At 54.5% G+C, this 11,856-nt stretch carries 12 protein-coding genes; 4 read left to right on the top strand and 8 right to left on the bottom strand.

What is annotated here, in order from left to right; all coding sequences use genetic code 11:
- The first annotated feature begins 4 nt into the window (after positions 1 to 4).
- From fdxH to GQR96_RS00205, 4 genes are all read left to right on the top strand, one after another.
- Positions 5 to 907, top strand: a complete 903-nt coding sequence (gene fdxH, locus GQR96_RS00220; RefSeq protein WP_002882822.1) for a formate dehydrogenase subunit beta — start codon at positions 5 to 7, stop codon at positions 905 to 907.
- Entirely contained in the window at positions 904 to 1,539 is a 636-nt protein-coding gene (fdoI, locus tag GQR96_RS00215; protein ID WP_004203632.1) for a formate dehydrogenase cytochrome b556 subunit, read from the top strand. The genes fdxH and fdoI overlap by 4 nt, the downstream gene beginning before the upstream one ends.
- The gene (fdhE, locus tag GQR96_RS00210) at positions 1,536 to 2,465 is read left to right on the top strand and encodes a formate dehydrogenase accessory protein FdhE (RefSeq protein WP_004203631.1); all 930 of its coding nucleotides are present in this window, start codon (positions 1,536 to 1,538) and stop codon (positions 2,463 to 2,465) included. The genes fdoI and fdhE overlap by 4 nt, the downstream gene beginning before the upstream one ends.
- Positions 2,466 to 2,789: 324 nt before the next feature.
- Positions 2,790 to 3,707: an alpha/beta hydrolase gene (locus GQR96_RS00205; RefSeq protein WP_004203629.1), complete on the top strand. Its 918-nt coding sequence runs from the start codon at positions 2,790 to 2,792 to the stop codon at positions 3,705 to 3,707.
- Between the two features lie 11 nt (positions 3,708 to 3,718).
- Here GQR96_RS00205 and fabY read toward each other — a convergent pair whose 3' ends face one another.
- The 8 genes from fabY to typA form a co-directional block, all read right to left on the bottom strand.
- Entirely contained in the window at positions 3,719 to 4,660 is a 942-nt protein-coding gene (fabY, locus tag GQR96_RS00200) for a fatty acid biosynthesis protein FabY (RefSeq protein ID WP_025999202.1), read from the bottom strand.
- A 44-nt stretch (positions 4,661 to 4,704) separates the two neighbouring features.
- Positions 4,705 to 5,142 (bottom strand): D-aminoacyl-tRNA deacylase, encoded by a 438-nt coding sequence (gene dtd, locus GQR96_RS00195; RefSeq protein ID WP_004203627.1) that lies wholly within the window; start codon positions 5,140 to 5,142, stop codon positions 4,705 to 4,707.
- Positions 5,139 to 5,999, bottom strand: a complete 861-nt coding sequence (locus GQR96_RS00190) for a virulence factor BrkB family protein (protein ID WP_004203625.1) — start codon at positions 5,997 to 5,999, stop codon at positions 5,139 to 5,141. Before GQR96_RS00190 ends, dtd begins: the two co-directional genes overlap by 4 nt.
- On the bottom strand, positions 5,993 to 6,592 hold the full coding sequence (yihX, locus tag GQR96_RS00185) for a glucose-1-phosphatase (protein ID WP_004203624.1): 600 nt from the start codon (positions 6,590 to 6,592) through the stop codon (positions 5,993 to 5,995). The genes GQR96_RS00190 and yihX overlap by 7 nt, the downstream gene beginning before the upstream one ends.
- A 138-nt stretch (positions 6,593 to 6,730) precedes the next feature.
- Positions 6,731 to 7,993, bottom strand: coding sequence for an MFS transporter (locus GQR96_RS00180; RefSeq protein ID WP_065904282.1), 1,263 nt, complete (start codon positions 7,991 to 7,993; stop codon positions 6,731 to 6,733).
- Positions 7,994 to 8,093: 100 nt separating this feature from the next.
- Complete coding sequence (locus tag GQR96_RS00175) at positions 8,094 to 9,074, bottom strand: sugar phosphate isomerase/epimerase family protein (protein ID WP_049093857.1); 981 nt, start codon at positions 9,072 to 9,074, stop codon at positions 8,094 to 8,096.
- A gap of 7 nt (positions 9,075 to 9,081) precedes the next feature.
- Positions 9,082 to 9,792, bottom strand: a complete 711-nt coding sequence (locus GQR96_RS00170) for a GntR family transcriptional regulator (RefSeq protein ID WP_017899841.1) — start codon at positions 9,790 to 9,792, stop codon at positions 9,082 to 9,084.
- Between the two features lie 199 nt (positions 9,793 to 9,991).
- Positions 9,992 to 11,815, bottom strand: coding sequence for a ribosome-dependent GTPase TypA (gene typA / locus GQR96_RS00165; protein ID WP_002882755.1), 1,824 nt, complete (start codon positions 11,813 to 11,815; stop codon positions 9,992 to 9,994).
- Positions 11,816 to 11,856: the final 41 nt, after the last annotated feature.

The following is an 11,856-nucleotide window of genomic DNA, read 5'->3' as shown; positions in this document are numbered from 1 at the left end:
ACTTATGGCTTATCAATCGCAAGATATTATTCGTCGTTCCGCGACTAACGGTTTCACCCCCGCGCCTCAGGCGCGGGACCACCAGCAGGAGGTGGCGAAGCTTATCGACGTCACCACCTGTATCGGCTGCAAAGCCTGTCAGGTGGCCTGCTCCGAATGGAACGATATTCGTGATGAAGTCGGTCACAACGTTGGGGTGTATGACAACCCGGCGGACCTGACCGCCAAGTCATGGACGGTGATGCGCTTCTCGGAAGTGGAGCAAAACGACAAGCTTGAATGGCTCATCCGCAAGGATGGCTGCATGCATTGCGCCGATCCGGGCTGCCTGAAGGCCTGCCCGTCAGAAGGCGCGATCATTCAGTACGCCAACGGCATCGTCGATTTCCAGTCCGAGCAGTGCATCGGCTGCGGTTACTGTATCGCCGGCTGTCCGTTCGATGTGCCGCGTCTGAACCCGGAAGACAACCGCGTCTACAAATGTACCCTGTGCGTAGACCGCGTCACCGTCGGCCAGGAACCGGCCTGCGTGAAAACCTGCCCGACCGGCGCCATCCACTTTGGCTCCAAAGAGGATATGAAAACGCTGGCCGGCGAGCGCGTAGCTGAACTGAAAACCCGCGGTTACGACAATGCGGGCCTGTACGATCCGGCCGGCGTCGGCGGTACCCACGTCATGTACGTGCTGCACCATGCCGATAAGCCGAATCTGTACCACGGCCTGCCGGAAAACCCGGAGATCAGCCAGACCGTCAAGTTCTGGAAAGGCATCTGGAAACCGCTGGCGGCCGTCGGCTTCGCCGCGACCTTCGCAGCCAGTATCTTCCACTACGTCGGCGTCGGTCCGAACCGCGCGGAAGAGGAAGAGGACAACCTGCATGAAGAGAAAGACGAGGTGCGCAAATGAAAAGACGTGACACCATCGTGCGCTACACGGCGCCGGAACGCATCAACCACTGGGTCACCGCCTTCTGCTTCATCCTGGCGGCGGTAAGCGGGTTAGGTTTTTTCTTCCCGTCCTTTAACTGGCTGATGCATATCCTCGGCACGCCGCAGCTGGCGCGAATTCTCCACCCGTTCGTCGGGGTGGTGATGTTCGCGTCGTTCATCATCATGTTTTTCCGTTACTGGCACCACAACCTAATCAATCGGGATGATATCTTTTGGGCGAAGAATATTCGTAAGATCGTCGTCAACGAGGAGGTGGGCGATACCGGACGCTATAACTTCGGCCAGAAATGCGTATTCTGGGCGGCGATTATCTTCCTGGTACTGCTGCTGGTGAGCGGTGTGATCATCTGGCGTCCGTATTTTGCGCCGGCTTTCTCAATCCCGGTGATCCGATTTGCGCTGATGCTGCATTCATTTGCCGCAGTGGCGTTAATTGTGGTTATCATGGTGCATATCTACGCCGCCCTCTGGGTGAAAGGCACCATTACCGCGATGGTGGAAGGCTGGGTCACCAGTACGTGGGCGAAGAAACATCACCCGCGCTGGTACCGAGAGGTCCGCCAGAAACAGGAAAAGTCATCTGAATGAGTATTCGCATAATCCCGCAAGACGAGCTGGGTTCGAGCGAGAAACGCACGGCGGAAGCAATTCCGCCGCTACTGTTCCCCAGGCTGAAAAATCTGTATAACCGCCGCGCTGAACGTTTGCGCGAGCTGGCCGCCAATAACCCGCTGGGCGATTACCTGCGCTTTGCCGCGCTGATCGCCCATGCCCAGGAAGTGGTGCTGTACGACCATCCGCTGCAGATGGATCTCACCGCCCGTATTAAAGCGGCCAGCGAACAGGGCAAGCCGCCGCTGGATATCCACGTCCTGCCGCGCGACAAACACTGGCACAAGCTGCTGCACTCGCTGATTGCCGAGCTGAAGCCGGAGATGAGCGGCCCAGCGCTGGCGGTCATTGAAAATCTGGAAAAAGCCTCTGAGCAGGAGCTGGAGCAGATGGCCAGCGCGCTGTTTGCTTCCGACTTCGCCTCGGTCAGCAGCGATAAAGCGCCGTTCATCTGGGCCGCGCTGTCGCTCTACTGGGCGCAGATGGCCAGCCTGATCCCGGGGAAAGCGCGCGCTGAATACGGCGAACAGCGCCAGTTCTGCCCGGTGTGCGGCTCGATGCCGGTCTCCAGCATCGTGCAGATCGGCACCACCCAGGGGCTACGCTATCTGCACTGCAATCTGTGCGAAACCGAGTGGCACGTGGTACGCGTCAAATGTAGCAACTGCGAACAGAGCCGCGATCTGCACTACTGGTCGCTGGACAACGAGCAGGCTGCGGTGAAAGCCGAAAGCTGTGGCGACTGCGGAACTTACCTGAAGATTATGTATCAGGAGAAGGATCCGAAAGTCGAAGCCGTCGCCGACGATTTGGCATCCCTGGTGCTCGACGCCCGCATGGAGCAGGAAGGCTTCGCCAGAAGCTCAATTAACCCGTTCATGTTCCCCGGCGAAGGGGAATAAGTTCTGCGCTCCTATAACGGGCGACTCAGGTCGCTCGTTATCATTCATACGGTGTGAACACGCCGGAAATGCTCTCCTTAGCCCGTTTCTGCTTCTCCAGATATTGTTCAACTTTTAGGGTGCTGTTCAGAAGGACAAGGTTTTACGGCGCACCTGATAACGAGCAAATTACACCTGATAAAAACGAAGAAAAAGCAGATCTTTGCTGAGAAATACGCTTCTGCGAGCCGCTTTCCACAATGCGATCGCGGCTTTATTCGGTATATCTTTTTCGCAATAACCAGGCTATAACACTGGATATTAACCCAGTAAAAGGGACTTGCCATGACGTTGGAAAAAGGGATTGCTTCGCTGGTTGAGGAGTTTATTGCTGCGGGGCGGCCATCATCGCGAGAACAGAGTATTGATGACCGGAGAAACGGCTATCTCGCCAGCGCCGTTCTCGCAGGGGAAACAGAAACGCGGGTGCAGGTTGAAGACATCGCGCTCGATGGCATGACCTTGCGCGTCGTCTCGCCGCCAAAAAGCAACGGCTTACTACCCACCATTGTGTATTATCACGGCGGCTGTTTTGTCAGCGGCGGCTTTGCCACCCACGACAATCAGCTCCGCCAGCTAGCCTGGTTCAGCGGTTGCCGGGTGATCGCCGTGCAGTACCGCCTGGCGCCGGAGCATACCTTTCCGGCGGCGCACGATGACGCAGAACAAGGTGTCATGATCATCCACCGGCACGCGGAGCAGCTTGGCGTTGACGCCTCACGCATCACACTGGCTGGCGACAGCGCCGGCGGGCACCTCGCTCTGGTAACGGCCCTGCGCCTGAAAGCGAATGCGGCGTGGCAACCCGCGCAACTGATTCTGATTTATCCCATGCTCGACCCCACCGCCAGCATGGCGAGCTACGTCAGCAACGGCGCTGACTATGTGATTACCCGGGACACGTTGTTGAGCGGCTATGAAATGTACCTCGCCTCGACGCCAGCGAACCATCCGGATGCCAGTCCACTCTGGCGCGACGATTTTCACGGTCTGCCGCCGGTGCATATTCTGACGGCGGAGTTCGATCCTTTACGCGACGAGGGCGAAGCGCTGCATCGAAGGCTGATGGCGCAAGGGGTGGAGAGTTCCTGTCAGCGCTATCTGGGGGTGATCCACGGCTTCTTTCAGCTGGGTGGGATCAGCCGCGCCGCGCGAGATGCCATGCGGGATATCGCCTGGCGCTTAGCATCGCCAGGACGATAACCGCCCGCGGCTTACTCTTCCTCGTTGCCGCCCTCTTCGTAAGAGCCAAAGGGCTTCGCCGGCAGCACGATGTAGATCCCCTCGAAAACGGCGCCCTGTTTATCGTCGCCAAAAAGCTCCACCTGCATTTGCACGCGGGCTTTACGCCCACGCGCCAGACGGTCGAGATCGCCGCTCAGCGAACCGAGGTCGGCGATGGCGCTGGGGCGGCCGCTAATGGGCTGACTGTAGCGGATATGCGCATCCGCCAGAATGATGGTGCCCCCCAGGTGCCGCTCGCGCAGCATCAGCCAGATAAGCCCCCATCCGGTTAAGGTAGCGAGCGAGAACAAACTGCCGGCAAACAGCGTGTGGTGCGGATTCTGATTTCCCGCTTCCGGCATGGTGGTAATAAATTTCTGCCCGGTGTACTGCTGGATGCGCACGCCCATTTTTTCACTCAGCGGGATATGCTGATACCACGCCTGCTGTAGTTGCGCGCACCAGTCGCCACGGTGGAGAATGTCGTCCAGCGATGCGACCGGCTTAATCATCAGGAAATGACGGATCGGCGTGGTGGTCGGGGTGGTGATCTCCCCCTGATTGATAAAGCCGAGCTTGGCGAAAAACTCCACCGCATCTTCGCGAGCGCTACAGGTGACCCGCTTAACCCCTTCCTGACGCGCGACGGACTCCAGGGTCATCGCCATCAGCGTACCCAGCCCTTTATCCTGCACCGAGGGATGAACGGCCATAAAGCGAATGGAGGCTTCATTCTCTGCATTGATATATAGCCGGCCGACAGCCACCAGGTTGCCCTCTTCATCCACCACCATCTGATGATGCGCCATCGCATCCCAGGCGTCACGTTCCGAACCCTTAGGCTGATGCAGCGGCTTACGCAGCATTTCCCAGCGGAACTGATAGTAGCTCTCTAACTCTTCTGCTGTTTGCGGTACACGAAGGTGATACATAGTCGTACTCTCTTTTGTTACCCGCAGCCTGCCCGGAAGCTGGGTCATACTTGCAACCAAAAGGTCACGGGACCATCATTGACCAAAGAAACCTGCATATCCGCAGCGAATCTTCCGGTCTGGGTGTTCATTTCCTGCTGGCGACAGCGGGCGACGAAATACTCATACAGCGCCTCAGCACGGTCAGGAGCGGCGCCTTTCGAGAAGCTTGGCCGCATTCCCCGCTCGGTATCCGCCGCCAGCGTAAATTGCGAAACCACCAGCACGCTGCCGCCCGCCTGCTGAACGTTCAGGTTCATTTTCCCCTCCGCATCGCTGAAGATGCGGTAGCCCAGCACGCGCTCGCAGAGGCGATTCGCTTTTTGTTCATCATCGTCTTTTTCGACCCCCAGCAGCACCAGAAGCCCCGGGCCAATTTCGCCCGTCACCTCGTCCGCCACGGTAACGCTTGCACGGGATACGCGTTGAATTAATGCAATCATGGTTGTTCTGTTTCTTCTGTTTTAAGTTTGCGGTATTCACCGAGAGTGACAGTAATTTCAGCGCCAAGCAAGACGATACACCAGGTCCAGTACACCCAGACGAACAAAATCGGCACCACCGAAATCACGCCATAAATGAGCTGATAGGACGGAAAGGTGGTGATATAGAGGGCAAACGCTTTTTTACCTGCCTCAAACAGCAGCGCCGCCACCAGCGCCCCGATCACCGCGTCGCGGTTACGTACCTGGGTGGTGGGTACAATACTGTAGAGCAGCCAGAATGCCGCCCAGGAGAGGATCAGCGGGAAAAGGCGGAGCAGATTATCAATTACGCCGTCCAGGTCGCTTGCCCAGCGCAGCGACAGCAGATAGGAACTGATCGCCAGGCTGGCGCCCGCCAGCAGCGGACCAAGGGTCAGGATCATCCAGTAAACGGCAAAGGAGTAAACTTTGGGGCGACTGCGCGTGCTGCGCCAGATGGTGTTTAGCGCGCTGTCGATCGAGTACATCAGCAGCAGCGAGGTGACGATCAGGCCAAAGGCGCCTACGGCGGTCATGCGGCTGGAATTGGCGACGAACTGCTCGATATATCCCTGGATCACATCCCCGGTCGCCGGAATGAAATTGGCGAAGATAAAATGGCGGATCTGCACGCTGACTTCGGAGAACATGGGGAAGGCCGCAAACAGCGCGAACACGACGGCAATCAGCGGCACCAGGGACAGTAATGACACATAGGCGAGGTTCCCCGCCAGGGTCGTCATATGGTCTTCATCAATACGCCGCCACAGCAGCTTTAGCCACGCCAGCAGCGGCCGGGTATGGTGGAGTAATTTTTGATGAACGGTTCTTAGCATAGCTGTTTCGCGAAATAGTCAGGGATGGTCTTCTTCCCGGTCACCAGAATGCTGGTGATCCCCAACCGGTTAGCCCCTGCTATATTATCGACGTTATCATCAAAAAAGACCGTATCTGCGGCGGAAAAGCCCTCTTCGTCCAGTACTCGCTGATAAATTTGCGCTTCAGGCTTACGCATTCCCATCTCCTGTGACAGATAGATGCGATCGGCGGCAGCGCGCACTTCCGGGTATTCATCCGGCCAGAACGTGGTGTGAAGACGATTGGTATTGGAGAGCACCACCACGCGATGGCCCTGGGCACGCAGTTTTTGCATGATCGCAATCACTTCCGGACGCAGCGCGACAAACACCGCCTGCCAGCCGTGAGCAAACTGCTCATAGCTGAGGGACATATTCATTTCATGACACATGGCGGCGGCAAAGTCTTCATCGCTGAGCTCGCCGCGCTCATGCTGATGGAAAGCCTCTCCCATGGTGAAATGCTGCTTCAGCGTCGCCAGCGGGATGCGGGTTAAATCGCTCCAGGCCCCTAATACCCGGTTGAAGTCAATGTCGACAATCACATTACCTAAATCAAAGATATAGAGCATTTTCGTCTCCTTCCGCGCCGTGGAAAATTAACTTTAGCGGGAAAGATGAGGTTTGACTATGCATAAACCTGAAACAACAAGCCACTCGCGAACAAAGCCGCATAATGCGGCTTTGAATAAGCAGAATCAGGCTGGCGGTTATTCTGTCGCAGCGCGCAGCGTTTTCCTGCCACCGCGAATGCGTTTAACCAGCATGACCGAAACGAACGCGCCACAGAGCGCAAAGCACGCCATGATGCCAAAGACTACCTTGTAGCCTGTCAGACCAGGGTTGAGATCGAGAATGTAGCCATACAGGCTGTAGCAGAACATGGCCGGTGCGTAGCCAATGAAACTCCCCAGCGCCATGGCGGCGCCGGTCCGGTTCTCCGCGATGTTGGCTTCACCGATCGGGGCAAAGAAGACCGCTCGCTGGGTAAACACAATTGCGCCAAATCCCAGGGTGCAGATCATGCCGAGGTAGACTGGCATGCTTTCGTGGGGCAGCAATATTAACGCCACCAGGGCTACGGTGCTGGCACAAAAGGTATAGAAGAGATATTTGCTTGGCGACTTGAGGATTTTATCGGCTATCAGGCCGCCAATCGGCCCACCCACCATTTTCAAACAATACTGGTTAATGATGCCGTAGGCGCCCACCAGCGCCACCGGCAACAGGTAGATATTTTTCAGGAAGGGAATAAAGAAAGTGAGCCCACAGTAAACCGCATAAACAAAGAAGACGTTGAACGCGATAAGCCAGATGGTTTTATCTTTTAAGACCGAAGAGATGCTACTTTTCTCTGTGGCGCTGTCGACGGTAGCTTTCTCAGGCGCATCCTCATCCTTTTCTTTCAGCATAAAAAACAGCATGATCCCGACAACAATCACGATCAGAGCGTAGAACCAGATCCCGGCTTTAAACCCCAGCAAACCGCTGCCAAACCAGGTGAAAATAGCCAGGGCAGAGAAAGCAATAATCGTGTCGACAATCCCCCGCCCGGTCTCAAAGAAACCAAACAAACGCCCCTGCTGTTCGCTGTTGCCCAACCGGCTTACCGACTTTAATAGCACCGGCCAGTTCATCATGTCGCAGGTAACGCCAAAGAGAGCCCAAACAAAGAGAATTCCCCAGTAGCCTGGCATAGTCGTCAGATAGATCCCCAACAAGCCTGTCGCAATCAGCGATAGCGACATGGTGTAGCGGCGAGGCAGTTTATCGGCAAAGTAAATTGACAGGAAAAAACCAATCGTGGTCACCACGGAGTTCACCGACATGGCATTGCCTATCTGGCCATTAGTCAGATGGAAATAGTCCTGCATCGGGATATAAAAAGCATCTTTCAGAGAAGGCAGTTTATAAATGGTGCCACCGCACAGGGTTAATAAACTGAATATAGCCCATTTCTTTTTTGTGAGCATAAGTTCCCCTAATGATTGAACATCATTTGGTTTAAGGAAAATAACAGACCATCATCATTTATTAAAAATGATGTCCCGGCATAACGAATTAATAGTAAATTTAGTGTGCCAGCGCCGTAAGCGCTTCGTCTTTTATTCTCTGCAACGTCTCTTTGACATAATGGAGCTGCGCTATCGCATCCTCTTTTTCTTTTAGCAGTCGCTCTTCAAGCTGATCGGCGTCTGGCAGTGGGGTTTCGCTCATTTGTCGCCAGGGGATCCACGGGTTGTCCCCCTCCGAGGCAAAACGGAACGGGGGGGCATAGTAATCCACTTCTTCTTCCAGACCGTATGCCATGACCTGCGGATGATCATCACCAAGACAAATTAATTCCGTCAGCAGCGCCTTAAACGGCATATCGCCCTGGCCTGAATTACAGGCCCGATGCCCAAGCCCACCGTTCTCAGTAATAATACAAGCATCTTTGATATGAACCTGCGTAATATAAGGTGACATCAACGCTAACGCCTCAAGCGGTCGCTCATTAGCGTTGATCATATTGGCGAAGTCAAAAAGGAGCGATAGCGATGGCATCTCGCTTTGTTTAATTAAATTCACCAGTTCAGCGCTTTTGAGATCTTCATGTTGCTCAAGGGTGAAGGTCAGGCCGGTATGGCTATAAGCCTTTTTAATGTATTGAATATCTGCTGAAATTTTTTCCATTACGTCATGTAAATGGCCTTCATAACGCGGATAAAAACGAACGGAAGTCGCTCCTGTTTTTAAAGCGATAGTCGCGGCCTGATCGATGGTCTGTTTATCGGAGGCGCTGGTTTCGATGTGAATATCCAGCTGCAACGCTTTCGCTTTGTCAGCAAACCCGGCTAACTGGGCATCATTCATATTGCTCAGCGAATAACGCTCACCATCAAGAACGTGTATTTTCACCCCCTTTAAATGCAGACTATCTGCAATGGTCAGTAAATCATTAGGTAAAATACGTTCAAGCCGCATATTCAAATGATAGGCATAAGCATGAAGGTAGAGTGGTATATTATCAATACGGGAAAGGATCTTCCCGGCGTTATCTTTAGTGACCATAAAATACCTACAAGTTAATAAACAGATCCACAGCCTCAAATCGCCAGTATTCGAGATCTATTTGCACAATATTACCGGCACTATCGGCACGGTGTTTTTCTATCAGAATAGCTGGCAGACCTGCAGAGCCACCGATGAATTTGCTCACATCGCCCGACATTCTGACGGGTCTAAAAGCCAGTTTTTTTATCACCACAGGCTTATGATATTCACGCTCCCAGACGGAGGAAAAAGACTGGTTCTTCAACCGGTCAATAAAATCTGGCGCGACGTTAGGGTTGATAAAAGTCTCGTGGTAGAAAACTTTATGCCCTTCCAACGCTCCCCAGCCGGTGACCAGATATAAATCATCAGACGGAGTGACATCCAGCAGGGGTTTAGCGGCGTCGGGATAGTCTCGGGTTCGCTGTTTTTCAATGAAGCCCCACGAGGGTTCTCTTCCCTGCTCAATGGCGGCCCGCTGAAAGCTCGCGGGGAGCTCAGGACTGTAGTTAAAACGTGGCTGCGCGACAAACCATCCTTTCCGGTCTTTACGAAAGATCCTCGATTCCGCTTCCAGGCTAAGCAGCGCCTGACGCAGCGTCATGCGTTTGATCCCCAGCAGTTCGCCAAGCTCTCTCTCTGAAGGCAGTTTTCCACCCGCAGCCGTCAGCCCTTGCTTAAGCCACAGATCCAGTTTCTCTTTTGCATTTTCAACAGTAGAAAGATTTTCAGTCATTGTTTAATCCATTTGGTTTAAACCAGATTACTCATCTTACTCTTCTGCAAAAAAAGAAAGCAATTCCTCGGACAAACTTTAGGTATAAATGTGACCAGGGTCTCCTGGAGGCCCCGGGTTAGCGCAGCGATTGTCAGATCTCACCCATAAAAAAACCCCGCCGGAGAGGCGGGGTTTAGCGAACAGCAAGAAGAATCAATTACTCTTCTTTTGCACCGCGCATTGCGCGTTTACGGTCGTTCTCGGTCAGGTGACGTTTACGGATACGGATAGAGGTCGGAGTGACTTCTACCAGTTCGTCGTCATCGATGAACTCCAGAGCCTGCTCCAGGGTCATCTTAACCGGCGGAACCAGAACCGTGGCTTCGTCAGTACCGGACGCACGCATGTTGGTCAGTTTTTTACCGGTCAGGCAGTTTACCGTCAGGTCGTTAGAACGGCTGTGAATACCGATGATCTGGCCTTCGTAAACTTCCGCACCGTGACCGAGGAACAACTTACCGCGATCCTGCAGGCCGAACAGCGCGAACGCTACCGCTTTACCCTGACCGTTGGAGATCAGCACGCCGTTGTTACGCTGGCCCACTTCGCCCGGACGAACGTCGTCGTAGTGGCTGAAGGTGGAGTACAGCAGACCGGTACCGGAGGTCATGGTCATGAACTCTGAACGGAAGCCGATCAGACCGCGGCTTGGGATCACGTAGTCGAGACGTACGCGGCCTTTTCCGTCCGGATTCATGTTTTTCAGGTCGCCTTTACGCTCGCCCAGCGCCTGCATAACAGAACCCTGGTGCTGCTCTTCGACGTCCAGCGTCACGTTCTCGAACGGCTCTTGTTTACGGCCGTCGATTTCACGGAAGATAACTTTCGGACGGGAAACCGCCATCTCGAAACCTTCACGACGCATGTTTTCAATCAGAACGGACAGGTGCAGTTCACCACGGCCGGAAACGCGGAACGCATCAGCGTCTTCGGTTTCTTCAACGCGCAGCGCCACGTTGTGCACCAGCTCTTTGTTCAGGCGGTCCAGAATCTGGCGAGAGGTAACGAACTTACCTTCTTTACCGCAGAACGGAGAGGTGTTGACGTTGAAGAACATGGAAACGGTCGGTTCATCGACGGACAGGGCCGGCAGCGCTTCGACATTCTGCGGGTCGCAGATGGTGTCGGAGATGTTCAGCTCGCCCAGACCGGTGATCGCGATGATGTCGCCAGCTTCAGCTACGTCGCTCTCGATACGCTCAAGACCCAGGTGGGTCAGTACTTTACCGACTTTACCGTTACGGGTTTTGCCTTCGCTATCGATGATAGTGACCTGCTGGTTCGGCTTCACTTTACCGCGTTTGATGCGGCCGATGCCGATGACGCCAACGTAGTTGTTGTAGTCCAGCTGGGAGATCTGCATCTGCAGCGGACCGTCAAGGTCAACGTCCGGCGCCGGCACGCGATCGACAATCGCCTGGTACAGCGGGGTCATGTCGTCAGCCATGTCTTCGTGGTCCAGACCCGCGATACCGTTCAGCGCGGACGCGTAAACGATCGGGAAGTCCAGCTGTTCGTCGGTCGCGTCGAGGTTAACGAACAGATCGAACACCTGATCGACAACCCAGTCCGGACGCGCGCCCGGGCGGTCAACTTTGTTGATGACCACGATCGGCTTCAGACCGTGGGCAAAAGCTTTTTTGGTCACGAAGCGCGTTTGCGGCATCGGGCCATCAAAGGCATCTACCACCAGCAGCACAGAGTCAACCATGGACATAACACGCTCAACTTCACCTCCGAAGTCGGCGTGCCCAGGGGTATCAACGATGTTGATACGGTAATCATTCCATTTGATTGCGGTGTTTTTCGCGAGGATGGTAATCCCACGCTCTTTCTCCAAATCGTTGGAGTCCATCACACGTTCTTGTGCTTCAGTACGTGCGTCGAACGTACCGGATTGCTGTAGCAGCTTGTCAACCAGGGTAGTTTTACCATGGTCAACGTGCGCGATGATGGCGATATTACGCAGATTTTCGATCACAACTTTGCCTCAGGCATTAGAAATAGCGCGTTATTGTACAC

The organism is Klebsiella sp. PCX (assembly GCF_021869705.1).
In the GTDB taxonomy this organism is placed as follows: domain Bacteria; phylum Pseudomonadota; class Gammaproteobacteria; order Enterobacterales; family Enterobacteriaceae; genus Klebsiella; species Klebsiella quasipneumoniae.
The sequence above is the reverse complement of the archived record's forward strand: the minus strand, read 5'-3'. Positions and strand labels throughout refer to the sequence as shown.

Excerpts from the sequence above, each read along its gene's own strand:
- fdxH (WP_002882822.1), top strand. The coding sequence starts at position 5 with ATGGCTTATCAATCGCAAGATATTATTCGTCGTTCCGCGACTAACGGT.
- fdoI (WP_004203632.1), top strand. The coding sequence starts at position 904 with ATGAAAAGACGTGACACCATCGTGCGCTACACGGCGCCGGAACGCATC.
- fdhE (WP_004203631.1), top strand. The coding sequence starts at position 1,536 with ATGAGTATTCGCATAATCCCGCAAGACGAGCTGGGTTCGAGCGAGAAA.
- GQR96_RS00205 (WP_004203629.1), top strand. The coding sequence starts at position 2,790 with ATGACGTTGGAAAAAGGGATTGCTTCGCTGGTTGAGGAGTTTATTGCT.
- fabY (WP_025999202.1), bottom strand. The coding sequence starts at position 4,660 with ATGTATCACCTTCGTGTACCGCAAACAGCAGAAGAGTTAGAGAGCTAC.
- dtd (WP_004203627.1), bottom strand. The coding sequence starts at position 5,142 with ATGATTGCATTAATTCAACGCGTATCCCGTGCAAGCGTTACCGTGGCG.
- GQR96_RS00190 (WP_004203625.1), bottom strand. The coding sequence starts at position 5,999 with ATGCTAAGAACCGTTCATCAAAAATTACTCCACCATACCCGGCCGCTG.
- yihX (WP_004203624.1), bottom strand. The coding sequence starts at position 6,592 with ATGCTCTATATCTTTGATTTAGGTAATGTGATTGTCGACATTGACTTC.
- GQR96_RS00180 (WP_065904282.1), bottom strand. The coding sequence starts at position 7,993 with ATGCTCACAAAAAAGAAATGGGCTATATTCAGTTTATTAACCCTGTGC.
- GQR96_RS00175 (WP_049093857.1), bottom strand. The coding sequence starts at position 9,074 with ATGGTCACTAAAGATAACGCCGGGAAGATCCTTTCCCGTATTGATAAT.
- GQR96_RS00170 (WP_017899841.1), bottom strand. The coding sequence starts at position 9,792 with ATGACTGAAAATCTTTCTACTGTTGAAAATGCAAAAGAGAAACTGGAT.